Raw genomic sequence first — 24,802 nt, 5'->3', positions numbered from 1 at the left:
AAGGATGAGCTATGCTGGATCGTCGCAAACTGTCGCCAAGCCTGATGCGCTCACTCGAAATCTTCGTTGCCGTTGCGGAAACAGGTCAAATGCGGGCGGGCGCGAAACTGCTCAATCTCTCGCAGCCGGCGGCATCCCAGCACATCACCGCGTTGGAAAAGGCCTTTGGCACCTTGCTTCTGGATCGCAGCACACGTCCGGCCCGGCTGACCTACGCGGGCGTGCGCCTGCACAGCAAAGCGCAGAAGATTCTGGATGCGTTTTCCGACATGGAAACCGAATTGCGCCACGTCGGCCAGAAATCCCTGACCCTGCTTCGGGTCGGTATTCAAGCCTCTATCGCCACGACCCTGACGCCTTCATTGATTGACCTGGCCCAACGTGTGTTCAACGTCGAAGATATCACCTTGCATGCCGGGCAAAGCGGCAACCACGAGCATTTGCTGAGGACCAAGCAAGCGGATCTGGCGATCACCTCAAATCCTTTTCTGGACATGGATGGCCTTGAGCGGCACCACGTTCTGACCGAAAGATACCTTCTGGTTCTGCCCGAAATATATGATGGCCCGACAGATAGTCTTGAGGCGATCCAGACGCGGCTGCCCTTGGTTCGGTTCGGAGATACAACAAACGCCGGCCGCCAAATTGCACAACACCTGCGCCGTTTGCGTTTTGAACCCGACAAGGTCATTCAGGCGGACCGCTCAAGCATGGTTACGTCCTGTGTTTCTGCCGGTCAGGGATTCAGCCTTTTGACACCAACTTTGCTGATTGACGGATTGGTGGAGAACATGAGCTTGCGATTGAATGAGCTTCCGGTCTCCGGCCTCTCGCGCACCTTGACGGTTGTCGCCAGAAAAGAAGAGCTTCAGAGTTTTCCAAAAGCGCTTGCTGAGATGTCCAAACAGAAGCTGACACAGCAAATTGCCAAGCATATGGGAGATGTCGGAACAACAAACGTGGAATATGACCCTGGATCCTCCCTCACTGAAGTGGTCCGGCCGGATTGTTAGAAAACCGAGGATCAAATATGGAATTCAAACGCCTCAGTCGAAATCCAATGCGCGAATAACACTAACTGATATAGTAAGTTTTGCTAACGAACCACAATAGTAAGGAGAAATAGTATGACACACATATTGGTCAAAGATAATAATAATGATGTCAAAAACGGAATGATTGATGCCGGTGACTACATCAATGAGTGGATGAAAGACCATGGTGGTCCCGGCAATGATATCAACGATTTTTTTGAAAATGTATTTGACGAAATGGAGGGCAAAGGCAACATAGTTGCTATTAAAGACGGCATTGACAAAAAATTAACAAAACAAGATAGGGTACACTACACATTTTCCGACGGTGAGCTTACGGTAAACTTGGAAGACGATAGAAAGATCGGAAACCGGTGCAAAAAGACAATTCCCGTCCCTGAAAAGAATCAGAATATGTTTGATGGTTATATGGGGACGATTGCAGATCATGTTGTCCAGTTGTCGGGCGGAGATTCAGCCTCTGATGAAGCCAAAAAATACCTACTTGCCGTGGTTTTCCTGAACCGCTGTCAATAAGCCGCCAATCGTGCCGCCTGAATTGCATCGCCAAGCTTTTGCTGGTCGGATAGCTCTTTGATCGGGAAGGCCTGGGCGAACCACGTGGCGACCCGTTTTGGCGTCGCCTCATCTTGTGCCGTCCAATGTTCCGAAACCTTTTGCCAAAAGGCCTGGAATGCACGTCCAGCTTTATCCATGTCACCCCTTCTGGCATGGACAGCAGCCAGCCAGCCTTGAGTGTCCGGGATACTGTCGCCCCCCAACTCGGCGGCCCGCAGGGCGTCTTCCAGTCTGTCGAGGAAGAAATACGTTGAGGCGTGGTAGGCCCAACACCAGGACGGCAATAATTCGGACAAGGCTTCGCATTGCGTCAGGGTCGACTTGGCTTTGTCATAGTCGCCGAACCAGGCGAAGCCCATGGCACAACTGGCCAACGTGGCTGGACTTGAAGGGTTGAGTTTGGCCGCCAGTTCCAGGTGCATCGATGCCCGTGTAAAAGCGCCGTTCATTGCGGCCGTCCAGGCGACCGTTCGCTGGACCCTGGCATCGAGCGGGTCGATGGCAACGGCACGTGCGGCAAAACTGTCCGCCTCTTCTATTTCACTTTGATCGCGCACCCGGCCGGGCCAGATCACATGCTGAATGTTCGAAATCGAGGCTATGCGATACAAAGACGGTGCGTGGTCAGGGTGGTTTCTGAGTATTTCACGAAAAATCGCATCTGCGCTTTCCGCCCCGTTTGCAGTCCACTCCATCAGCGCACGATCGGCGCGCAGCCACATGTCCGTGACGTCTTTGCCTCCGGCAGACGTACCGAGTGTCGAAGAAATTCGGTCGAGTGAAATGTAACTTCTTACTTTGGCAGCAATTGATCGGAGAATTTCGTGCTGTACATCGTGCCAGTTCTCTGAGGACAAGCAAAACTCCTCGGACCATATCACCCTGCTGTTTTCGGCCTCTTTCAGGACAAGAGCCATCATGGGCTGGTCTCCGGACATGTGGCGCCGTCCCTCGACATCGTAAATCATGTTTGTCGACGCTCTCGTTGAGTCCGATGAACTTGCCGACCCATCCAAAACCGACCAGTCGCGGAAACGGGAGAGGTTGGCAATTAGCTCGTCTCGAAATGAAGAGACTTCCCAAGCAGTTGAATCCACGCATTCGTCTTGGAATGTGTGTACGACTATCTTAAGTCCGATATTTGACGGAATGTCGCTTGTGCGTGGCTGTTGCGGTGCCGGTGCTTTCCCTCGTATCGCCTGTATCAACTGCTGAATGCGCTTACCCGGCGAGATCCCGTAATGCTCGAACAGGAACCTCTTGAGCCTTCTGAATTCCTCGAGCGCTCCACCCCGGTCTTCGTGTTCCAGGCGGCATTCGATCTTCGCAAGTGACGCACTTTCGTGCCCAGGCTCCTGTAATAGGATGATCTGGGCAACTTGCTCTCGCTGCTCGTTTCCGGGATAGGTGCGCTCAAGAAAACGCTCCATTTCACTCAGCAGCAACCATTTCCAGCGCTCGCGTGTAATCCTGAGCCAGCTGTCGAGGAGTGGGGTAATATCGTCCAGACCTGCAAGGATTTCCTGCGGCCAGTTGGCCTCCAGGATCAATCTTTCCGGAACCTTGTTTTGCCGAAGATCGCCAAGCATTCCCCCAAGGTCCGTGCGATCCAGTTCCACATCAAGATGGATCAACGCGCTATCGGGAAAAACCTGAACATCAAGACCAGTTTCGCTTTCCGCCAGCTCAGCAAGCGCGGCACTGACGACTTCCTTACCGCCAAACAGCGTTTCGATGCGTTCGATCGTCTCGTAGCCGCCCGAATTCAACGCAAGATATGCCAGAATACCGCGCGCCCTGGTCCCTAGCGGTTTCGATGTCGCGGCGGGGTCGGCACCGTCCGTTCCGATGAGATTGAGGCCGGCGAACCGGTGCAAATCAGCCAAACGATTGCGTTGCAACGGGTCCAGAACACGATACGCCGGGATGCGGGCTGTGATGTTCTTGAGCTTCGGAACGCCAATGGATTCAAACTGAAGGCTGCTCTTGTCCGATAGTGTGGAAAAAACGTCCTTCGATATTATGCACTCGCCGGGTTCTGCGATACTTTGAAGACGGGACGCAATATTGACGGTCTGCCCGAAGACGTCCCCATTTTTGAACCTTACTTCGCCGATATGTATTCCGACACGGAACAAGAACGGTTCAGCTTCCTCAACCTGCTGTTTGTCAACAATCCGGTGAAGTTCCAGCCCAAAATCAACAGCACATTCCACGTCTGAGAAGTACAGCAACGCGCCGTCGCCCATTGTCTTGACCAACTCACCGCGAAATCGGCGCGCAAGAATACGGATCGCATCGAAGCAGTTTGACATGAAGTCCAGTGTCTTGGCTTCGTTTTCAGCGACGCGACGGCTGTAGGACACCATGTCCAGGAAAAGTATGGACACATCCGCAGAGGCGCTGTTCGACGGGGTCAAAACAACAGGCGTTATGCGTTCAATCTGTTCCATTATGGCAGAAACACTACGGATTCTTTACAATTAGCCTCATGAGTATAGATGAACTTTCAAAGTATTTCGATGAAGTTCGCGTTTCGCCCGATGGCTGGCCGGCCTATTGCAATCTGGTCCACCCCAACGAAACATCACTGAACGCTTTTCCGCTTTGGCCTGAATCCGCGTTACTGGGTGCCGGGCGCGTGGGCTCTGGCAGGGGATTGACGCACGGATTTTCGATAGAAAGCGGGGTCGGGTCGGCAATCGAACTGGCAAGCGCATGCCGGTGGCCCGATCTGGTAACTGTGCGTGCCAGGGAAGATCAGCTTTCCGGCGAGGTTTGGAACCCCCGCATGCTTTGCGGGTTTTCTGAAACTCAGCTGTCGCGCCCTGACAAATTCAACGCGAACTATTCCGGTGTCGATGAAATCCTTGATACCCAATCCGAGGAAATTGATTGGATACAGGGCGTGGGATTGCAAGGCCAACCAATCTGGCTTCCAGCAGACTCGGTTTTCATCAATGATGTGTCCACACAGGTGTTTACCAGAACAGACACAAACGGTTGTGCGGCAGGACAAACCGACAACCAAGCAAGAAGTGCTGCCTTGTTCGAATTGATAGAACGCGATGCCACCGGGCGATGGTGGTACGGTTGCCGGTCGCGGCCCACAATAGAAGCGCGCCTGCTGGGAAGTGAAGTTGAAGCATTTATCGAGCGCTGTAAAAGCCACGACATGGTTCCGACGCTTGTGAACATAACCACCGACTTGGAAGTTCCCAGCGTGGCCGCGACGGGTGTCAGCGCCCAAGGGCATATCGCATTTGGTTTTGCTTCGGCACCAACGTATCGACATGCTGCGCTCAGCGCGCTGTGCGAGATGGCGCAAATGTTTCTGGTGGTCAAAAACGGCGCACAGGAAGCGCACAGACGACCGGGATTGGCGCGCTGGTTATCCGAGGTTTCTATCGACACGCCCCCAATATCATCTGCATCGCCGACCCCGTCGCCCTTGCCTACCGAACCACGAAGCATTGGAAACAGGCTGTCTGCCGCAGGGATCCGCCTTGCGTTTGTCGACCTGACCAGGCCGGAATTCAACCTGCCTGTCTGGCGAGCCGTTTCGCCCGACTTGTGCCACTGGAAGCCCCGCTTTGGAATTCCGCGCCTGATGCAAGCCGACGCATTGGACCTCTCCCCGGTCGCCAAGACCCCGAACAAGGTCGTCCTGCGGCTGTGAGCGGTACAGCCCTGTCTTGCCGGAAAGCCCTACCCCTTTGGCACGGCTGTGTGACGTCACGGACCCGTCAGGAAGGACCATCCTTGTGTACGGTTTGTCTTGACGTGCTGGCCTCGTAGATTGAAAAGTAACGTTATTTCATCGTCATACAATTTATGACAGTCGACAGAACTGGCGTGAACAGGGGGTTTGAGAATGTCATTGAAACTGGAAGAAGTATGCAGCGGACTGGGGTTTCCGGAAGGTCCCGTGGCAATGAACGACGGGTCGGTTCTGTTCGTCGACATCAAGGAACAGACGTTGGTTCGACTGGGCACGGATGGCAAAGTTGCCAAGGTTGCCGAAATTCCAGGCGGACCAAACGGCGTCGCGATCGGACCTGATGGGGCCGCTTATGTCTGCAATAACGGAGGCGTTTACAGTTTCGTTCCATTTGGTCCTGACCAGATCACGGTTCCCGCTCCCATTCGTCCGCACTATCAGGGCGGGTCGGTTCACCGCGTTGATCTGGAAACCGGTGCCGTCACGCAATTGTTCGATTCCTACGAAGGAGAGCGGCTGATCGCCCCGGACGACATCGTCTTTGATGAATCTGGCGGCTTCTGGTTCACCGATACCGGTATCGAGGATGAAGAGTCGACGCGTTATGGCGGACTGTACTATGCCTCAATCGACGGAAAAACCCTGATCAAAGCGGCGACAATCCCAATGCCAAACGGGGTCGGACTGTCGCCAGACGGCAAGACGGTCTATGTCTCGGACACCGTATTCGGCAGGCTTTGGGCGATGGAAATCACTGGACCGGGGCAAGTCAAAGCGGGACCGATTCCCGGCATGCCCGGCAATGTCGTGCAAACCTTGCCCGGATATCAGTGGCTGGACAGTCTGAGGGTGGAAGAAGACGGGCGCGTTTGCGTCGGCACGATTTTCAATGGTGGCATTACGGTGTTCAACCTTGACGGGACAACCGAGCATGTCCCGGTGCCGGATCTGTTTACAACCAACATGTGCTTTGGGGGGTCGGATATGCGTGATCTGTGGATCACGGCGTCCAGCACCGGCAAGATCTACAAAACCAGATGGCCGCGCCCAGGGCTGAAACTGGCCTTCACTGCCTGAAGGTTTCGCACGAAATCTGACCTACGCGCGCCGGACACAACCCACGGTAGCATTTCCCGTGACATTTTGGCTGTCAGCCACGCTTGCCTTAACGGCAAGGTGATGCCTAGTGCTGGCGAGAGATGCCAAGGTGTTGTAAACATTCTGTCAAAATGGGGGATGTCAGCAACATAAGAACGCGTCGACCGGTTGATCTGGGGGAACGACGCCAGGTCTGCGTACTGTTCGCGGACATGGTCGGCTATACCCAAATCGTTGCTGAGTTGGGCGAAGAAAAAGCGCTGGAGTTCGTTCGGCTGGTTTACGACATGCTGGTGAAAGGCGTCGAAGAGCATGGCGGAACAGCGCGCGAATTCGCGGGCGACAGCATCATGGCCCTGTTCGGAATCCCTGACGCGCTGGAAGATCCAGCGCTGCGGGCCTGTCGGGCGGCCAAAACGATCCATGCCTCGTTTCATGCCGAGGCTGACAGTATCGAGGCCCGGTTCGGCGTTCGCCCCCACATGCGCGTTGGTATCAGTTCCGGCAACGTCCTGATGGCGGCCGTTCAGGGCGACGATGGGCCAACAACCGCAGTGGGCAGTACGGTAAATCTGGCGGCACGGCTGGAAAACCTCGCCCCGCCCGGCGGCACCTTGCTGTGTGATACAACGCGGGGACTGGTCGAGTGGGTGACAGAGCTCAGCTTTTTCGGCGAACAAGAGGTCAAGGGGTTCTCGGCTCCGCAAAAGCTCTGGGAACTGCAGGGCATTCACGATGATGCCACCCGGTTCGACGCCTCAATGGCCAAGGGTCTCAGTAGCTATGTCGGTCGCACCAACGAGTTGAATGTGATGTCAGCGGCGCTGGCCCGGACGGAAGGCAAGCTTCAGGCGATCGATCTGGTTGCCGAGCCGGGGCTTGGCAAAACCCGCCTTGTGTTCGAGTTCCTGCAACGGATCGGCAGCGAGGGTGTGACGGTTCTGACGGGATACTGCTTTGCCGACGGCCAACATGTTCCGTTTCTGCCAATTCTGGAAATTGTCCGAAAGGCTTTCCTGATCAGCGACGGCGATGATCCCGTCAAAGTTGCCAACAAAGTGGAGTCGGGTCTCAGGATCTGGGATCAGTATAGCGATGAAAGCCTGGGACTTCTTCTGAACCTGTTGGGCCTCACGCCGCCTGCCGGATCGCTGGATGGACTGGACGGCGTTCTGATCGGATTGCGCACGCGAGAACTGCTGCCACTGTTGTTGAAGGCACGCTGCGAAAAGGAGCAGGTGATCCTTCTGATCGAAGACACCCATTGGATGGACAGCGCGACCGAGGATCTGCTGCGTGCTCTGATCCTGCGGGACGACCTGAAGAATCTACTGCTCATCCAGACCCGAAGACCGGAATACACGCCGCCATGGCTGGACGAAGTGTCCGTTACGACGGTTGCCCTGAAACCTCTGGATACCGAGGATTTCGCTCAACTGGCGCGACACCGGCTAGGTGTCGATGTTCTGCCGGACGGCTTTGCCGCGCAACTGGTGGAACGGGCCGGAGGAAACCCGTTGTTTGGCGAAGAGATCCTGGGCTTTCTGCTGGATCAGGGTTCGTTGCGTGTCGAGGGGCGCAAAGCCAGTTTTGATGCTGACATCAGCAAAAGCGGATTGCCCGTCACAATGCGCAGCCTGTTGACCGCCAGAATGGAGCGGGTGTTGGCTGAGGACCGACCGGTATTGCAGGCCGCAGCCGTCATTGGACGGCGGTTTGATCCGGGGCTGTTGTCGCAACTTGTCGAGAACTCGGAAGAAACGGGGGCGGCACTGAAGCGTTTGCAGGCACAGGATGTGCTGTATCGCGAACCTAATTCGTCGGACTACATTTTCAAACATGTGATGTTGCGGGATTCGGTTTACCAGAGCCTTGTCTCTTCGCGCCGGTCTGAACTGCATCTTGCGATTGCCGATAATCTGGCGTTACGAAACGCGAACAGGTTGCAGGAAGCGGCGGACACGCTGGCCTTTCACTACGGGCAGACCGATCGGACAGATCAGGCCTTCCGCTACAACGTGATGGCAGGTGACAAGAGCCTTGGCGTTTATTCACTGGACGAAGCCAATCGGTATTTCGATTCCGCGCTGGAGCTGTATCAGCGCGACCCCGATATAGCCTCGAAAGAGCATTTTGCCCGCTTTCTGTCCAGTTTCGCGCTTTGTTCGAACATCTCGTTGCGGGTCAAGACGATTATCGAACTGGCCGGGACAGTGCGGCCCATTCTTGCGCAGGTTGGTGACAACCCTCATCACGCGCTGTTCCTGCACCACTATGTGTCCTGCCTGGTGTGCAACGGCAAATACCGCGAAGCGCATTGGGTTCAGCAGGAACTGACCGCCATGGCGAAACGACTGGGAGACCCGGCCTCGCAGGCATATGCCATGGTGAACGAGCTTTCGGTTTCCATTTATTTTGCCCCCATCGAAAACACGGAATTCGACGCCCGCTCGCGCGAGGTGGAGGAGATTCTCAGCAAGATCGATGACGCGTATATTCAGAACTTCTTTCTGGCAACGATGGGCTGGAACGAACTGACCCGGGGCCGTGTTGCGCGTGCACATGCGGCATCGGACCGGATGATTGCGATCGGGACATCCAAGAATGACCCACGTTCGCTGGGTTACGGAACCGCGATGAAGGCGCTGATTGCGATGGTCACGGACGACCACGAACTGGCGCTTCGAATGGCCGAAGAGGCGCGCAAGGCTTCACAGGTGGAATTTGAACTCGCCATTGCCGAGGCGGCCCGGGTCGCAGCCATGGTGCCGCTGCAAAAGCCCGGGGCCATCGAGATTGTTCAGAAACACATAGACAACTGCGCCGAAAAGGGATGGACCCTGTTCACGATGGGCCCGGCGACGATGCTGGGCGTGGCCTACGCATTGAACGGCCAGGTGGCTGCCGGGCTGCAACAGGTCGAGAATGCGATCCGGAAGCGCACGGATGAAGGAACGCAGGTGTCTGCCGACTGGGCCCGGCTATTCCTGTGCGAATTGTATCTGGCCATACTCACTGGTGAAGGCGAAAGCTCGCTTGGCGTGTTCTTGAAGAACTTCCGCTCGGTTGTCTGGGTCATGATTTTTGGCGAGAAGAAGCTGATCCAGATGATCGCGGAAATTCGCAAAAACCCGCAGTTTGACGACAAGGGCCACTACATCGCCCGTTGCGACATGATCATGGGGCTTCTGTACAAGGCCCGAAAAAAGCGTCAACTGGCCTTCGAACACCTGACCAAAGCCCGCGTCATTGTTGAAACGGCCGGGCAGACGCCAATGCTGGCCCGAATAGACGCGGCATTGGCGGATCTTGGTTAAGACGGTTCAGGTGTTCAACTCGGACAGGTACTTGATCGCCGCGAGGCTTGGCAGGAACGTGTAGGCACCGCCCCGTGCAAAAATCAGGCGCGGAAAACCGCGCAGGCGGATCGTGTCACCATCCGGCAGGGTCATATCGAACCAGCTGGTTTCGGGCGTATTCGCACCCAGCAGCGGATCGTTTGCGCCGGTAATGTTCGGGTCCTGCAGGCCGAGATTGATCCAGTCGCACATGACGGCCTCGAATTGCGCGCCAATATTGGCACCAATGAAGCTGCCCAACAGACCGCGTTCCGCGGCATCGGGATTTTGGGGGTCAAAGTCCGGGCCATAAGACATGCCGCGTCGGACCAGTCGCCGCGTGTAGTTCGCAATGCGCTGAACGATCGGCCCGCCCCGCGGGTTGCCGCGCCGCAAATGCGATCCGGCCGGGCAGCGTGAGCCGTGCGAATAGTCGAAATTGGTTAGCGAGACTTCTTCCTCGGGAAATTGGGCGTTTGGCGACAATTCGTATGGGGTCCCGTTGCGCCAGCGCCCGCACATCTGCGCCGCGACCACTTCGCGAAGGGCGCCATGCATATCCGGGTCTTTGACGATGAGATGCAGTTTCTTCGGGTCCGCCAAAAGGTCCCTTTTGGGATGGCTCATCAGTTCCGTAGCGGCCCTGTCCAGATAGGCCTCGAATCCGGCGGCGTCCTGTTGCAGCACCCGGAAGGCATTGAAAGACCCGTTGAATCCCAGCTCGTGCGGGGACGGAACGCGGAACAGCACGCCTTCTTGTTTGGTGGGATATCCCAGCAGCGCCGTGCCAAGCGGATCCATAGGTTCATCCACACCCACCTGATCTGGATCGGTGACATGCCTGAAGCGCGGCTGCGAGATACCGTCGACATACCCGAAGAACACTTTCCCTTCGGGCAGATTCCGCCCATTGCGCACACCGAGAATGGTGAAGGCCTTGGCAACTTGCGCCTCGACCTGATCAAGATGGTCTTCGGTGTCGGAATGAACCGATGCAATCAGGTGTACCCGCTCGGGCTTGTCAAACGGAGCAGGCCAGTTTTCGGGCGCGCTTTTGCCGAAGTCCCCGATCTTGATCGCCCGTTTGGTCATCCCTTGAACGAATTCCGTCGGGAAGGTCTTAAGATGCTCAGCCGGCGTGCCCAGAGCGCGCAGCCCTTCAAAGGTAATTCCGATGTTGAAGCAGAACGGCGGCCTGACGGTCCAGGTAACATCACGGGTAATCGCCGGAACGTCGCCGTGGCTGTCATCCACTGCTGCTGCCAGAAACTGCCGGGCCGCTGCGCGGTCGCTGACCTCAAGAACCAGATGACGTACAAGATTGCGGCGATATCCACGCAGGATATTGCCCTGAATGTCTGCGAGGTTGAATTTTGTGTTCACCAGCCCTGTCCAAATTTCTGGCGCACCTGCGCGGCGGAAACTCCGGGATAGGCGCGATAGCCTCCTCCCAACGAAAGATTGCGGTTCGCGTGCAATTGCAGAACGAACTCACGCGGCAACGTCGCCAGTTTGTGCGGCGGCTGGTTCGGCGGCACCCCTTTTGCGGCGTCCTGCAGCCCGAACAGATCAGTCGGGAAATCGGCGGCCTGGAACAGGTCATGTTCCTGCACCCAGTCGATGAACTCCTCGACGTTGTGTTCCGTCGGAATCAGGTGTTCGGCACCGTCCACCAGCGAAATAACATCGTTGAAAACACTGCCGATGGTGGTGATGAAATCGCGGATGTAGTTGCTGAAATCACCGTCATAGACCGAGATCATGCAAATCTTGTCTTCGATCAGCAGGAAACGCGCGAAATGAACGGTTCCGACATTGTCCAGGCCGGCAAAGATCTCGTCCACATTCTGTGCAATCGCCAGCGTCGCATGCGCTCGTCCGGCCGGCGAAGGATCCTTGAGCGGCATGATCAGGTTCATCATGCGCTGGACGTTTTCACTGGGCTGTGGCGAAGGTCTGGGCCCGCCCGGAAGCTTGGGCTTGGGTTCTTTCCAGATCCAGAACGGCACCACGACGTAGCGCGACAGGAACTTGAACCATCCCCGCTCGGGCAGGCTGTTGACGTAGCGATTGAACCAGCTGTCCTTACGTGTCATCGGATGGCCTCTTGGGGAATGGGCAAGGAGTCGCGCCCCGCAGCTGGCTGGAGAATTCGTAGGATTCGATGCGGATCTTGAGAACCGGATCCTCTGAAACCTCGATCCCGGGCGTCAATAGGCCCGGATTGAAGCTGAGCTTTTCCGCATTCTCGATCTGATCCTCGGGCACCGCGTCCAGCGTCAGTGTGCCCATCATGATGCGTTTGCGGTGCGGCGGCCATGGCCGGGCCGAATTTTCGAAATCGTCGCCCACCTCACCAATGGCCATCATCAGTGAAAACCGTGCGGGTTCGACGGCCAGCCGGTCTTTCAGCTCCTGCCGCAAATAGTCATCGTCCGGGGTTTCCGCGGGATCGGTTTTGAGAACACCGGCGATCGGTTGCCATGAAAAACGGACCCAGCGCTTTACGTCATCCTCGCCGGTGACAATAAATGTATGAACCGCATGATAAGCCGCGCGAACATAGCTGACGGGCGCGCCGATGGCTGCCGCCTGCAGAACGCCCAATTGTGCCTCGGCATTCTCGTCCGCAAACTTGATAGCACCGTCATCCGGGCTGATGGTTTCGTTCGGGTAGGGATCCCGTTTTGGCAGGATCAATTGCAGCAGGTTGATGATCTTCCGCCACGGCGACTCGCCATAGTACATTTTGGGTTTCGCCGCCTCGGCGAAATCCAGAAAGTTCTCGGGCGTCGACGAAAAGAACTCGGGCAGCGTCATGGCGATCAAGTCGGTGTCGGTGCCATCCGACAGATGAAACCGGACCGCCATACCGCGCACATCGGACCATCCGTCATGTACGGCGGCACATCCCGAGCCGTTCGAGAACCGCACGATGACATCCGACTTGTCGGAACGGAAATGGTCGGCGGCGCAGAAGTTCCGGGCAATTGGAGAGGGCTTGAAGAAACCCGTCGCGCTGATGCCTATTGTGTGAACCGGTCGCAGCTTGGGATCGCCATCTGGTCGATGCAATACATGAACCAGCTGCTCGGCAATGCCGGGAGCGCTCATATTTCCCCCCTGAGCGTTAATTAATCACTAATACCTATGTGTTAACCTTAACGGCTGCGGCCCCAAAGGCAATAAAAACGTCACATGTACACGCGCTTGGGTCGCGGTTCCCTGACGGCAGGGACGTGATGCAACCCTTACCAGCGGCGCGCCATCTCGACGGCCTTGGCCCAATCCCTGCCTTGATTGCTGGCCTCGAATGCCTGGTCCATCAGGGTGTAAGACGACGGTTTGTGCGTCGCCAATCCGACCATTTTCGGCAGAGGCGGGTTTATGCGGACCAGACGGTCTTTCAAAACCAAGTGGGCCATCCAGTACAGGTTCTCAGCCGATGTCGTCAGCAGCAATTCGATCAAGGCACCCTTGGGCGCGTTGGAAGTGACGCCAAACCACTTGAGCAGACCCCAGTCGTCGGGATCCCGGATCATCTGTTCCGAGATGTCGGTGGGCTGTTGCCCGGTGCCGATCGACAGGGCCTCGATCTGGTCCAGCCCGGGCGCCCGGCCCGCAGCGATGGCAACGTTAATTCCGTTCATCACCGGGTTGTTGGCAAAAGCGCCGCCATCGGCAAAGTAGCCGTAGTCAACCCCCTCAGCCCTGATCAGGTGCGGCGGAAAATAGGATGGCGCTGCGGAACTGGCCATCGCCACGTCCAGCAGTTTGACGGCACTCATATCCAGCCAGGCGTCGCGCTCGACGTCATGGTTTGTGATGGTGAACGGCGCCCAGCCTACCTTGTCACTGCGATGGAGGCACACAGTGTTGACCGCCAGAACCAGATCGCGTGATAGCGAAGATATGGTCCGGTCGCCGACAAGCGACAGCCCGATTTCCGCCAGACCCGAGGCGTTGTATTGCGCTGCCGTAATGCCCGGCCCGCCGCCCAGCTTGAACTTCTGCAATACCCTGTCCGCCGCCCTGTCCAGCAGGCTGCGTTCGTTTTCGCGAAAAATCGTGGCAGCGTCGTCCCTGTAGTGTGCGGCCAGCTTTTCGATCAGCGTCGCCATATCCTTGCCCTGGGTCCGGCCGTCGGCCAATGCCACCGCGATCAGTCCACCGGTCGACGTGCCCGCAAAACCATCCGCCTTGTCCAGAAGCTGAGTTTCCTCGTGCAGACTCTGCAGAATACGGCACGTCAGATATCCACGAATTCCGCCACCGTCGCAGGAAACCAGTTTGAATGGCATCCGATTTACCCCGTTATTGTTTTCAGAGAAGGGTTGCGGACCGGGTCGAAATATCACCCCTCCGCGAGCCTGTCTGACTGCTTCGTTTTCGTTCTTTCCCATATCATCAGAAAATTGTCACCGGGGTACAAGCACCTGGCAGACAATGGGCGCGTCGGGAAATCAGGCGCGGTCTTTGTGCGAGAACAGAATCTTGTCGGTAGGGAAATCAAGCCGGAAGTCTGCTGCACGCCTTGGAAGCGCGCGGTAGAAACTCAGCAATCCTGGCTCAACGGGTTTCGCAAGCGTCGCGCATTTATCGCACATTTCCATGATCCTGAGATGCGGCTGCCGGTTGCGAATGGCTTCCAGCAGGTTCGAATGCTCTGCGCTGAGTTTCTGAAATTGTTCGCTTTCAAGCAGTTTCTGATCGCCCACCAGCGCAAATACGGGTTCCGGGTGGGATTTGCCTTTCAGATCGACAAACCCGGCCCGCAGAGTGGCAAGGGTCGTTTCTGTCGCTTCCTGTACCGAGTTCGAGACCAGGATATCATAGTCGACATTGCGACAGCTCTGTTCGATGCGCGCCGCAACGTTCACCACATCGCCAATGACGGTGTAATTGAACCGGCTGCGCGACCCGATATTGCCGACACAAGCCCAACCTGTCGCACATCCGGTTGCCAGGGCAAGCGGAGGACGATCTTTCATGATGTCAGATCTGTTGAATTCAGCCAGTGCTTTGCGCATGTTCAATGTCGCCAACGCGGCGCGATGCGGGTGATCCTTGACCGGCAGGGGCGCATTCCAGAATGCCATGACGGCGTCACCGATGAATTTGTCGATCGTCCCACGCTCGAGAAGGATCTGGTCCCCGATTTCAGAGAACAGCTCATTCAGAAGGGCGACAAGGTCGGTGGCGGTCACCCCTTCGGACAGCGGCGTGAACCCGCGGATATCCGAGAACATAACGGTTATTTCCTGAATTTCACCGCCCAGATGCAACTGATGGCCGGTTGCTTCCATCTCATCCAGAATTTCGGGCGCTACATAATGCGAAAACACTTTTCGAATGGCGCGTTTTTCCCGCTCAGTCGAAATGAACATGTAGCCCGCCAACAACCCGAAATTGGCCATTCCGCCAATCATCGGGAACGTCACATCGAAAAGGATCTGCTGGTTCTGGAAGACCAGCCAGCCAACCGCCATCACAACCGCTGCCGCAATACCGCCGGCGACAAAAGATGCAACGGCTCCAAAGCTCGACATGACTGCCGTGACCACCAGCCCAAGAATGACAAAGGCGATCAATTCCAGCGCCGCGATGACATCTGACCGGTTCAACATATCGCCCGTCAGGATCTGTTCCAGAATCTGCGCATGAATGGAGACCCCGGGCACCGATTCCCCAAGAGACGTCTGGTGAATGTCGAACAGACCAGCCGCCGAGGTGCCGACAAGAATGATGCGGCCTTGGATTTTTTCCTGCAGATCCGGATCGTCGGCCGAACGCATGACGCGGTCTGCCGACAGATAAAGATCTGGATTGTCGCGCCGGTATTTCACCCAGATCTCACCGTGTTCCGTTGTAGGCACCGCGTAACCCCCAACATCGATGCCCAGCATTATTCCGGGTTCGTCCTGAGACCCCTCTGCCAGAATGATGGGTTCATCCAGTGCAATCCTCAGCGCCTCGATTCCCAGCCCCGGCATCACTCCATCAGGTCCGCGCCAAAGTGCCGGAACGCGCCGGACCACCCCGGTTCCGCCCAATGGCGAGACATTGACCCCTCCGATGCCAGCCGCGGCGCGATCCAGCGGCTCGGCGGGGGGCGCCCAGTGTGGAACCGAGATCAAACCGGTCGTCGGCGAGTCGCCAATTTCGACAATGCCCGTTTTGGGTGGCACCTCGCGGTCGCCACCTGTCAGGCGCGCCGCGACGCCCAGCACGACTGGCCAATGGGCCATTTCGAACCCGAACAAGACATCGTTATCAAGTGCCTTTGCACCTGGTTCGATATCAACCAACCCTTCAAGCGCCGGGTCATTGAGAAGACGGGAAGGCGAAAACCGATCCGGCTCGACAAAGAGCATGTCGAAGGCGATGACCGCCGCGCCATATTCACCCAGGTTTTCCACCATTTGCGCCAATAACGTGCGTGGCCAGGGCCATTGCCCCCAATTGGCCAGGGAAGTTTCATCGATATCGACCACGCGCACCGGCAAGTCGGGATTGTATTCGCGTGGAGACAGTCTTTGCAGGATGTCGAAGTAGATCAGACGGGACATCTGAACCGGATAGGGGTCCATCGAACGAACCAAGCAACCGAACAGGATCAAAACAATTCCGAATAGACGGAATGCCCATTTTCGGCTGTTTTTCTCCCTTGTTCTTGCTGTCACCTCTGCCTCCGGGCGCAAGGGGGTCACGTTGTTCCGACAATACGGTCCGAGTCGTTTTCCCAGGAGACCCTATTCGACTTCAGGATCACGCTCGGGTTCTGGTTCAGGCTCAGGATCGTACTCAGGTTCAGGATCGTACTCAGGTTCAGGATCGTACTCGGGTTCAGGCTCCGGCTCGGGTTCAGGCTCCGGGTCACGGTCCGGTTGGGATGGCGGATCCGGGCGGTTGTCTGGCGGGGTGGGATCTGACACAGCACGCGCCTCATTGGTACTCGTTTCACCGGGCGGCGCAGGGCGGGGTTCAGACCGACCGGGTGATGCAAAGAAGCGAACCGGCCTGGCGTTTTCGGAACAGCCGCCGAATTCGACCTGAAGCGGCGGAAGCAGCCCTTCCTGCGACCGCGCGAACGGGAAACCGCTTTCCAGCGCCTTCCTGTATTGCTCGCGATCCACCGGCCGTCCGACGCCGCCACCCTTACTGTTCGCAAAAAGGCTGCATTGTCTCCCGGTGGATCGGCACGACCCGCTTAGGCTGCACATTCGAACAGTGCCTTCCAGAACCAGCATCGCGCTTTGGTCGCCGGAGGCAATCCAGAGATCGAAAGTCGTTCCGCGCACCGCCATGGTCGCTGATGGCGTCGAAATGGAGTAAGCCCGCTTTCTGCTTTTTCCGGAAATGAACCGGAAGCTGCCACCCAGTGCCTGTACCGCAAAGGACTTGGCCTTGCGGTTGTTCCGCAGCATTTTGACATCAATGACCATACGCGCATTTGGGCCGATGGCTATTTTCGTGTCATCGACAAACACAAGCTGAACCACGCCTGATCCGTCAGTCGCGATCGCATCACCCGAGTCGACCTCCATCCCCGTCCGCAACGCTTGTGTTTCTCCGGCACGCGTCACCTGAGCGCCTTGCTTGGCGCTGACGACTTTTCCGATATTTGCGACGACCTGCGACGGCAGAATCACAATAAGGCAAACTGCCAAACACACTTTTAACCAAGCCAATCCAAGCCCCTTTCCCCCAAAGGTTCCTGCCGGGTACACACCACCCCAAGCCCGATTGATGCCTCACAACAAACAGAATAAATCTGCAGACTAAATATAGGCAAATATGCAGTAATGCTTATGTTTTTGGCAAGTTTAATATCACAGCCCCAAAAAACGACTGTGGTCAGATGACGGCGGCCTCGTGTTGAACCGTCGTTTTTGTCCGGCACTCCCTGCCAGGAAAACAGCTGCTATTCGACGAAGACTGTCACATGTACGGCCCCCCGGAATTCTGATTTGCAGCGGTTTACAGAATTTTGCCATTTAGCAGGAAAATCGCCTTGTATCTTGGTGACAGGCACGGATATACCCGTCGGCGGAGACGTGGCCGAGTGGTCGAAGGCGCTCCCCTGCTAAGGGAGTAGGCGGGAAACCGTCTCGAGGGTTCGAATCCCTTCGTCTCCGCCACTTAATCTGTTTAATGATATTTTTTTCAATGGCTTGAGTCATCCGTTCGCATCGACACCCACCAAAAAACCCACCAATACCGATCCCTAAGTACTTGTATCTGAATTCTCGATCGGATTAGGCGACTTGGACATCCTAAGATGCCGATAGTTCTGGGCCCACGTTGATCTCGATTGCGATTCTCAAGTATCGAAGTCAACTAATCAACTGGCAGGCAGTGATCGCTCCTTGCACGATTGCAACGCGGCATGAATCGCTGCACCTTCGGACCGGGTGTTTTCGATGCGATCGCACGGACCTCCAACATTGACGTAGAACTCTAGAATGTGGAACGAGCAGTCACGCTGTTTCATCGTAGTTTCTGGTATGTCCTTGCTGAACTTCCGTGCTTAATGGTCACTCGACGACGCGAACGCGCTATGCAACGTTTCAGGCGCATGCGGAGTTTGCAGAAATTCGCCTCCGTCTATTCCTCCGTCTACAACCACTTCAACCAGGAAACATCGCTGGCCAGCCGAGGCGCCTTTAAGCTGACGCGCACCGCCGATTTTGCCGAGTGGCGCGAACTTGGCGGAAAAAAAGACAGTGTCACTAGCCTACCAGAGACGAGTTCGAATTCGTGTGACAGCATCGCACAGCGTATCAGTTACTGCCGCCCCGGTAAGAACCTGCGCTCCATCACTAATCTTCCGTAACCAAAAGTTCACGAGGGTAGTTCGTGATGTATTCAAACCCAGATTCCGTCACCACGATTGAATCCCCGATGCGCCCTGCCGCGACCCCGTCGATGGAAATCCCCCCATCGACCGCAAAAGTCATACCTGGTTGTAGAATTGTCGTATCACCGGCTTTCAGTTCTGGCGCTTCCAGATAGGCCAGGCCGATGGATCGACCTGTCCGATATCCGGTCTCATAACCTCTTGAAGCGTACACTTCGTTTGCAGCTGCGGCGACTTCTTGTGCCTCGATGCCCGGGCGGATTGCAGCGATTGCGGCTTGTTGGGCATCGATCGCCGCTTGCTGCACTTGCGCGGCTTCATCACTGACCTCGCCGATGTGAAACATGCGATCAAATCCAAGCTTGTACTGCTTGAATTGCGCCATATTGCAAAAGCAAACATACACCGGGTCGCCGCGGCGATAGTGACGCACCGAGGCACGTCGATGCACCATGGAGGTGTCTTGACCGCTTTGCAAAATTTGGAGGTTGTGAATCATGGGTGAAACAAACCGATCCCAGCCCTCATCCGTCAGAAATGAGACTGCGCGCCGAGTACCCGCGTCAATCACGGCCAGTGCGCTTTCATATTCTCGGGCACCTTCTCGCAGGCTTCGATGCGCCGCAGCCATCATCGCTCCGGCGATTTGACCGGCCTCTTTCATTACTTCGATTTCAAATGGAGACTTGATCATTCGCATTTCACCGAGAACCGGTGATATGTCTTTGGTAGGCACGTCCGAATAGGTTTCGTCCAAATGGTTAAGCACGATTGCTGGAACGCTGCCACGCTCGATCCAAATCTCCGTCGGCGTTTCTCCGATAGCCTTCGCAAGAGCTCGCCCCCATGTTCTCTGACCCATGTCTTCCCAAGTACGCACATCTTCGACCCATGTCATGGCTCCGACCATTTCGCTTTCCATAAGTGGCGTTATGACTATGGGAGCTTCATCGGCTTTCACCACCAGCATGGTTGGGCGGCCAAATTCAATGCCCAGATAACCCCAAAAGCCGGCAAGATAGGCGATTGAACTCTCGTCTGTGAAAACGGCGCAGCGGATGCCCAGTTCTTTCATTCGAGCCTGAAGGGTCAGCGTGCGGGTTTTGGCTTCTTCAAGCATGATGACTGTCCTCGGCCGTTACTCAGCGTGTTTGAAATGCTTTTTGACGATGAAAGGATTTGGCCACTTAATCAATTGTCGACCGTGACACGCCAACCGAAAGCGGACATGCGTAGAAGCTGCAGAAAAATGCTCCTTGGGCTTAAAATGGTCATCTGAGTCTTTTGCTCATATGACAGCTTGCCGGTATTGAGCCACCATTCACTGCTTGTGGCTCGATGTTACGGCAGGGAGCGGCCGCTTTAGCCAAGAACGGACACTCGTAAAAGTTTTGGTTATGGCCGGCTTGCGGACAAAACGGTCATAACTCTAGAAACCGGAAAGGCGCTTGTCGCGGGTTGCGAGCGCGATAGGAAGAAACCGGGACTTTCGGTTTGTGACTTTCGCACTTCTGCCGCTAAGTGAAGGCAGTTCGCGTCCAACCAAACCAGTGTTGCTCGCCCGACGGGAACAATCATGCAGTTGTGATGCGCTGCATCAGGCTGCCAGAGGTATTGACCCGGATCCTGCGTCCATTTGGCTGAAAAGTCGAATTGACGCAAAATCAAATCTTTTGCCATTCTCAAATCAGCCTATACGAAGGGAACCCTTGAGAATGAAAGCTGCATACAGTGCATTGGCGTTAGCCATCGGCGTGACCGGGTCGCCGTTACTTGCTCAGCAAGCCGACATCGTTTTTCTGAGTGAAAACATCATCACGTCCAACACGGAGATGCCACTGGCAAGATCGGTTGCGGTTGCGGGCGACAAGATCGTTTGTGTGCGCGTCGATGACAGTTGCCGCGAGCTTGCCGGCGATGGCACCGAGATCGTCGACGCGGGCACAAATACCGTCATGGCTGGTATCATCGACACGCATTTGCACACACGCATCTTTGGACAGACACATTTCGTCATGCTCAACCTTTTTGGTTACAACGATGCGTCGCGTGAAGAGGTTGTCGAAGTCATCCGGGAATACGCGGCAACCTTGGGGCCGGATGAATGGGTGATTGGCGGCGGTTGGTCAGACGCGCATTTCCAGAACCCAACCAAGGAAGAATTGGACGAAATCGTTGGTGGGCGCCCCGCATTGATCTCCGACAACACCCAACATAACGGGTGGTATTCGACAAAAGCCCTCGAGTACCTTGGGATCACTGCCGATTGGGAGCCACCGAAAGGCGGGTACATGCCACTTAACGAAGCTGGCGATGAACCCTCCGGACTTTTGCAGGAGAAAGCGCATCTTTCGACAGGGTTTGTTGAACAGCACAAACTCTACTCTTTTGAGAAACAGGAAGAAGCGATCGTTGGAGCCGCCCGTGTTCTCAACGCCGTTGGAGTCACCGGTGCAACTGAGGCAGCCGCCGGTTCCAAGGAAGGTGCAGACGACGTTTACGTCCGTCTGGCGCAAAAAGGTGAATTAACGCTCAGGCACGAGTTGGCCATGGTGTTCTGGGGCACCGGCACGCCTGAAGGTGATACCGCAATGATCGAACAGTTAGAGATGCGACGGGCCGCAGTCGAGGATGCGGGCGTTGATCCCAGCATTCTGCATGCGAACACTGTGAAGTTCGCGATCGATGGCACGCCGGGGCGCTTTGCCTACATGGAGGGTCCGTATCTGGACGGCACACGGCCGGATATGAATTTCCGCCCAGACAACCTTGCAGAGATTTTCGATGCGCTTACAGAGCGTGATTTTTCCCTGATGCTGCACGTTGAAGGGAACGCTGGGATCCGGCGCTCGCTCGACGCGCTGGAGTATGCCCATGAAACTGGCGAACCCGTGCGTGACGACATCCCGCAGATTTTCACGCATGTCGACCATTTGTCTATCGACAACGCGCGGCGCATGGCCCGGCTCGGGGTTTCGGGGCAGCTTCAACTTCACTGGGCTGATCCCACCGAGGAGTACTTTCGCAATGTGACCAGTCAGAACCTTCCAAAAGAGGTGCTGGAGCGGATGTACCAGTTCAAGCTCGTGACCGAGTTTATGGAATATGGATTTGGGCCCGACGCGCCGACGTCCCCGGTGTTCTCGCCGTGGGAAGGTATGGAGATCGGCATGACACGGCAGGCCATGGGGACACCCGGTGGTCTTGTCATGCCCGGTGTGCCATTAACCTTTGACGAGGTTATCCATGGCTCAACGCTGGGCAGTGCGCGCCTTCAGGATCGAGGCGACATTTTGGGCAGCCTTGAAGAGGGCAAGCTCGCAGACATCATCGTACTCGACCGCGACATCCGCAAGCAGGCCAAAGAGAACATCTTCGATTTTCACAAGACTGAAGTGCTGCAAACCTATTTGGGCGGCGAACTCGTCTACGATATAGATCGCGACGGCGAACCGGACAAGCTGCTGACCGAGCCGGTGTGGGAAGAAGGCGACGACGAGAAACTGCGCCGTGGCGTGGCGGTCACAAGCGTGAAGGTGCCCGAGGGATGAACAAGCCACTTTCTGTTTTTACAATTGCCACTTTGTTCGGCCTGATATCTCTTCCGGCAGCAGCGCAAAGTGTCGAACAAGCGTGGCCGAGTGCGATTGCAGGTCAGCAACACGGTGGCGTGCCGATAGACCCGCTTGCAAACCCGCTGGATTTATCGCGCACGCCTGTGAGCGCCGCGCCGCAAAACATGTCGACGGGCGCCCGTGTGATCGGCTGGCAGGACTTGCGACCGGCGCATGTCCCGAGCGAAACGCCTTTCGCCGACCTGCGACCCTTTCTGCGCGACGCCATGCGCACACATGTTGAATGGCGCACATCCACACCACGCGAGCGAGAAGATACGGCATTTATCGAACGACATGACGCTGCCCTGACGCTGCTTTCGATGCATCAGGTCGATGTTGATGGCCTGATGAAGGAGCGGCGGAAGATCATTGCTCAGAACGGCAAAGCCGGACGCGGTCCCAATCCGGAGGTTCTGGGACAGTCTGTTCGACTGCCCGGCTATGTCGTTCCGCTAGCCTTTGATGAGACAAAAGTGACGGAATTCCTGTTCGTGCCTGTCGCAGGAGCCTGCGTTCACACGCCGACCCCACCCGCAAACCAGATTGTCCATGTGAACTACCCGCAAGGCCTCGCCTTCAGCTCGATCTTTGACGCGTTCTGGATTGAAGGCGAGTTGGTTGCCGAAGACACCAGAAGCGATGTCGTTTTCTATGATGGCGCCTCGAACGTCGAGGCGCAGTACCGTTTGACCGCAAAAGCTGTAGAGGTCTACAAAACTTGGTGAAGGAGATCGCTCGCCACGATCAATTCCTGCGCAATTTGATAAAGAGGAAGCCCAAATGAAACTCATGAAACTATCGCCTCTGGTTTGTGCGACGCTGATCTCGTCTGCTGCTATCGCTCAAACAGCGGACCGCGTCCTTTTGAACGGGATCGTCGAGACGATGAACGCCGCGCAGCCGAACGCGGAAGCCCTTGCCATCAAGGATGGACGCATCTTGTTCGTAGGCGCCAGCAATGACGCGCAGGCATTCGTAGGTGACGAGACGGATGTGATCGATCTAGAAGGGCGCTACGTGACGCCCGGCATGATTGAATCCCACAATCATGTTGTCTCCAGCAAGTGGATCACGACGGGTGTCGACGTCAGTGGAGCGCGCTCTGTCGATGATGTCGGTCGCTTGATGAAAGAGCATGTTGACGCCAATCCGGATGAGGCGGGTCCGCTGATCGGCTTTGGCTGGATGCCTGCCAATCTGGGCAATCAGCAACCGCGCGCGGCGGATCTGGACAAATGGGATTTGGGCCGCCCGACAATGGTTTTTGGCAATGCCTCTCACGACGCAGTGCTCAACACCCTCGCGCTTGAAGCGGCAGGTATCACAGCGGACACGCCTGACATTCAGCCCGGTGTGATCTACTGGGAGAGGGATGGAGACGGAAATCCGACGGGCCTTGGGATCGAGACCATCTTCTTCGAGGCTTACGTCGATATGGGCGCTTGGGATCCGGATGTCGTGGTCCCACAGTCTGCAGACTTCCTGCAGGATTTCCTCGCCGGCAAGGGTGTCACCACAGCCATGGTTCCCGGACTGGTCACGCCGGGCTTTTCGATCAGCGCCGAACACGTAAGACGATATGCGCAGTATTATGGCTGTGATGAAGAAGCGCGAAGAGAACGGCCAGTTGAAAATGCGATTCAACATCATGCCGTGGTTCAAACTGCCTGATGCAGATGCGCAGGATGTCGTCGATTTCGCGCTTGAGATGCAGACGCTTTATGACACAGACATGTTGCGCACGGACCGGATCAAGATCCACCCCGAAAACGCTTGGTTGTCGCGCGGTGCAACACAACTCGTGCCGTACATACCAGAGAATGAAGGCGACCCGCTGACGTGGGGTGCCTACGGCGTCAATCCCGAACGATTGTTTGAACTGGTCAATCGGGCGAATGCTGCCGGTCTAGACACTGTGACACATGCGGATGGATCGCGTCTCATCAAACGCATGGTGGATATCATTGTCGAGGCGCTGGAGTACTATCCGGACGCGCGCAACAGGCTAGATCACCTCACGTCGATGGACAATGCGACACGGGACAAGATGGTGCTCTACAATGTGGCGTCGAACGCCAGCCCGCTGTTTTACAACGAATTGGATAGCGGACGTGGCGGCGTCGAACTCTTCAAGGTCATGCAGGAAGCTTTTGCGCGCGAAGCTCATGGGCAATACACCGAACTCGCCCAAATGTACGACAATCTGTCCTTGTCAGGCGACGCGCCGGGAGCGCCCATCGAACGCGCCTACCCAGCCTATTTGTTCCAACAGGCGATGACTCTGGTGGAGCCTTCCATCCTTGATGCCGAGCCGTTCCCGGATTGGCGTCCGAAGATGACAATTGACCAGGTTCTGCATGCGTACACGGTGGCCCCGGCGTGGCAGATGCGCATGGAAGATGTGATCGGTACGCTTGAGATCGGGAAGTACGCGGACATCGCAATCTGGGAAAAGAACCTGCGCGAGATTGCGCCGGAAAACATGATCGAAGAAGCGAATGTGATTGGAACGTTGCTCAACGGCGAGTTTACCCATCGCGAGGGGATGTAAGCTA

General features: G+C 56.2%; 17 protein-coding genes, 1 tRNA gene and 1 pseudogene. 11 read left to right on the top strand and 8 right to left on the bottom strand.

What is annotated here, in order from left to right; all coding sequences use genetic code 11:
- Positions 1–11: 11 nt before the first annotated feature.
- Together ACR0JW_RS13765 and ACR0JW_RS13760 are read left to right on the top strand one after the other, a co-directional pair.
- Positions 12–1,013, top strand: a complete 1,002-nt coding sequence (locus tag ACR0JW_RS13765; protein WP_480714067.1) for a LysR family transcriptional regulator — start codon at positions 12–14, stop codon at positions 1,011–1,013.
- 114 nt (positions 1,014–1,127) lie between these two features.
- Positions 1,128–1,571 carry a hypothetical protein gene (locus ACR0JW_RS13760; protein WP_480714066.1) on the top strand — a complete coding sequence of 148 codons (444 nt, stop codon included), beginning with the start codon at positions 1,128–1,130 and terminating at the stop codon, positions 1,569–1,571.
- Here the strand turns inward: ACR0JW_RS13760 and ACR0JW_RS13755 are convergent.
- The gene (locus ACR0JW_RS13755) at positions 1,565–4,066 is read right to left on the bottom strand and encodes an adenylate/guanylate cyclase domain-containing protein (RefSeq protein WP_170681693.1); all 2,502 of its coding nucleotides are present in this window, start codon (positions 4,064–4,066) and stop codon (positions 1,565–1,567) included. The genes ACR0JW_RS13760 and ACR0JW_RS13755 overlap by 7 nt on opposite strands.
- A 38-nt stretch (positions 4,067–4,104) precedes the next feature.
- Here ACR0JW_RS13755 and ACR0JW_RS13750 point away from each other — a divergent pair, with 38 nt between their 5' ends.
- The 3 genes from ACR0JW_RS13750 to ACR0JW_RS13740 all read left to right on the top strand — a co-directional run bounded on the left by ACR0JW_RS13750 (position 4,105) and on the right by ACR0JW_RS13740 (position 9,749).
- Complete coding sequence (locus tag ACR0JW_RS13750) at positions 4,105–5,292, top strand: YcaO-like family protein (protein WP_170825232.1); 1,188 nt, start codon at positions 4,105–4,107, stop codon at positions 5,290–5,292.
- A gap of 195 nt (positions 5,293–5,487) precedes the next feature.
- On the top strand, positions 5,488–6,411 hold the full coding sequence (locus ACR0JW_RS13745) for an SMP-30/gluconolactonase/LRE family protein (RefSeq protein WP_170681697.1): 924 nt from the start codon (positions 5,488–5,490) through the stop codon (positions 6,409–6,411).
- A gap of 152 nt (positions 6,412–6,563) precedes the next feature.
- Positions 6,564–9,749, top strand: coding sequence for an ATP-binding protein (locus ACR0JW_RS13740; protein ID WP_480714065.1), 3,186 nt, complete (start codon positions 6,564–6,566; stop codon positions 9,747–9,749).
- 6 nt (positions 9,750–9,755) lie between these two features.
- Here ACR0JW_RS13740 and ACR0JW_RS13735 read toward each other — a convergent pair whose 3' ends face one another.
- From ACR0JW_RS13735 to ACR0JW_RS13710, 6 genes are all read right to left on the bottom strand, one after another.
- Positions 9,756–11,153 (bottom strand): Dyp-type peroxidase, encoded by a 1,398-nt coding sequence (locus tag ACR0JW_RS13735; protein WP_170681701.1) that lies wholly within the window; start codon positions 11,151–11,153, stop codon positions 9,756–9,758.
- Positions 11,150–11,866: a hypothetical protein gene (locus tag ACR0JW_RS13730; RefSeq protein ID WP_480714064.1), complete on the bottom strand. Its 717-nt coding sequence runs from the start codon at positions 11,864–11,866 to the stop codon at positions 11,150–11,152. Before ACR0JW_RS13730 ends, ACR0JW_RS13735 begins: the two co-directional genes overlap by 4 nt.
- Positions 11,856–12,884: a catalase gene (locus tag ACR0JW_RS13725; RefSeq protein ID WP_170681705.1), complete on the bottom strand. Its 1,029-nt coding sequence runs from the start codon at positions 12,882–12,884 to the stop codon at positions 11,856–11,858. The genes ACR0JW_RS13730 and ACR0JW_RS13725 overlap by 11 nt, the downstream gene beginning before the upstream one ends.
- Positions 12,885–13,021: 137 nt before the next feature.
- Positions 13,022–14,071 (bottom strand): patatin-like phospholipase family protein, encoded by a 1,050-nt coding sequence (locus tag ACR0JW_RS13720; RefSeq protein ID WP_480714063.1) that lies wholly within the window; start codon positions 14,069–14,071, stop codon positions 13,022–13,024.
- Positions 14,072–14,233: 162 nt separating this feature from the next.
- The gene (locus tag ACR0JW_RS13715; RefSeq protein WP_480714062.1) at positions 14,234–16,453 is read right to left on the bottom strand and encodes a CHASE2 domain-containing protein; all 2,220 of its coding nucleotides are present in this window, start codon (positions 16,451–16,453) and stop codon (positions 14,234–14,236) included.
- Between the two features lie 69 nt (positions 16,454–16,522).
- Positions 16,523–17,422 carry a FecR family protein gene (locus tag ACR0JW_RS13710; protein WP_480714061.1) on the bottom strand — a complete coding sequence of 300 codons (900 nt, stop codon included), beginning with the start codon at positions 17,420–17,422 and terminating at the stop codon, positions 16,523–16,525.
- 399 nt (positions 17,423–17,821) lie between these two features.
- Here ACR0JW_RS13710 and ACR0JW_RS13705 point away from each other — a divergent pair.
- Positions 17,822–17,911: transfer RNA gene (locus ACR0JW_RS13705), tRNA-Ser, on the top strand.
- A gap of 401 nt (positions 17,912–18,312) precedes the next feature.
- Positions 18,313–18,483 (top strand): annotated as a pseudogene (locus ACR0JW_RS13700) (IS6 family transposase); the annotation flags it as partial.
- 109 nt (positions 18,484–18,592) lie between these two features.
- On the opposite strand, the gene ACR0JW_RS13695 reads toward ACR0JW_RS13700, so the two are convergent.
- Entirely contained in the window at positions 18,593–19,750 is a 1,158-nt protein-coding gene (locus tag ACR0JW_RS13695; protein WP_480714060.1) for a M24 family metallopeptidase, read from the bottom strand.
- 595 nt (positions 19,751–20,345) lie between these two features.
- Between ACR0JW_RS13695 and ACR0JW_RS13690 the strand changes: the two genes are divergently transcribed.
- From ACR0JW_RS13690 to ACR0JW_RS13675, 4 genes are read left to right on the top strand one after another with little or no spacing between them, the layout of a single operon-like run.
- Complete coding sequence (locus ACR0JW_RS13690; protein ID WP_170482704.1) at positions 20,346–22,181, top strand: amidohydrolase; 1,836 nt, start codon at positions 20,346–20,348, stop codon at positions 22,179–22,181.
- Entirely contained in the window at positions 22,178–22,972 is a 795-nt protein-coding gene (locus ACR0JW_RS13685) for a DUF3299 domain-containing protein (RefSeq protein ID WP_217352127.1), read from the top strand. The genes ACR0JW_RS13690 and ACR0JW_RS13685 overlap by 4 nt, the downstream gene beginning before the upstream one ends.
- Positions 22,973–23,027: 55 nt before the next feature.
- Positions 23,028–23,918 carry an amidohydrolase family protein gene (locus ACR0JW_RS13680; protein ID WP_170482701.1) on the top strand — a complete coding sequence of 297 codons (891 nt, stop codon included), beginning with the start codon at positions 23,028–23,030 and terminating at the stop codon, positions 23,916–23,918.
- Positions 23,848–24,798, top strand: coding sequence for an amidohydrolase family protein (locus tag ACR0JW_RS13675; protein WP_480714059.1), 951 nt, complete (start codon positions 23,848–23,850; stop codon positions 24,796–24,798). The genes ACR0JW_RS13680 and ACR0JW_RS13675 overlap by 71 nt, the downstream gene beginning before the upstream one ends.
- Positions 24,799–24,802 lie beyond the last annotated feature (4 nt).

It is taken from the genome of Ruegeria sp. BG6, from assembly GCF_056538465.1.
Note: the sequence above shows the minus strand (reverse complement) of the source record. Positions and strands in the feature narration are given on the sequence as shown.

What these genes read in the sequence shown, in the direction of transcription:
- ACR0JW_RS13765 (WP_480714067.1), top strand. Translation starts at nt 12, where the DNA reads ATGCTGGATCGTCGCAAACTGTCGCCAAGCCTGATGCGCTCACTCGAA.
- ACR0JW_RS13760 (WP_480714066.1), top strand. Translation starts at nt 1,128, where the DNA reads ATGACACACATATTGGTCAAAGATAATAATAATGATGTCAAAAACGGA.
- ACR0JW_RS13755 (WP_170681693.1), bottom strand. Translation starts at nt 4,066, where the DNA reads ATGGAACAGATTGAACGCATAACGCCTGTTGTTTTGACCCCGTCGAAC.
- ACR0JW_RS13750 (WP_170825232.1), top strand. Translation starts at nt 4,105, where the DNA reads ATGAGTATAGATGAACTTTCAAAGTATTTCGATGAAGTTCGCGTTTCG.
- ACR0JW_RS13745 (WP_170681697.1), top strand. Translation starts at nt 5,488, where the DNA reads ATGTCATTGAAACTGGAAGAAGTATGCAGCGGACTGGGGTTTCCGGAA.
- ACR0JW_RS13740 (WP_480714065.1), top strand. Translation starts at nt 6,564, where the DNA reads ATGGGGGATGTCAGCAACATAAGAACGCGTCGACCGGTTGATCTGGGG.
- ACR0JW_RS13730 (WP_480714064.1), bottom strand. Translation starts at nt 11,866, where the DNA reads ATGACACGTAAGGACAGCTGGTTCAATCGCTACGTCAACAGCCTGCCC.
- ACR0JW_RS13725 (WP_170681705.1), bottom strand. Translation starts at nt 12,884, where the DNA reads ATGAGCGCTCCCGGCATTGCCGAGCAGCTGGTTCATGTATTGCATCGA.
- ACR0JW_RS13720 (WP_480714063.1), bottom strand. Translation starts at nt 14,071, where the DNA reads ATGCCATTCAAACTGGTTTCCTGCGACGGTGGCGGAATTCGTGGATAT.
- ACR0JW_RS13695 (WP_480714060.1), bottom strand. Translation starts at nt 19,750, where the DNA reads ATGCTTGAAGAAGCCAAAACCCGCACGCTGACCCTTCAGGCTCGAATG.
- ACR0JW_RS13690 (WP_170482704.1), top strand. Translation starts at nt 20,346, where the DNA reads ATGAAAGCTGCATACAGTGCATTGGCGTTAGCCATCGGCGTGACCGGG.
- ACR0JW_RS13685 (WP_217352127.1), top strand. Translation starts at nt 22,178, where the DNA reads ATGAACAAGCCACTTTCTGTTTTTACAATTGCCACTTTGTTCGGCCTG.
- ACR0JW_RS13680 (WP_170482701.1), top strand. Translation starts at nt 23,028, where the DNA reads ATGAAACTCATGAAACTATCGCCTCTGGTTTGTGCGACGCTGATCTCG.
- ACR0JW_RS13675 (WP_480714059.1), top strand. Translation starts at nt 23,848, where the DNA reads ATGAAGAAGCGCGAAGAGAACGGCCAGTTGAAAATGCGATTCAACATC.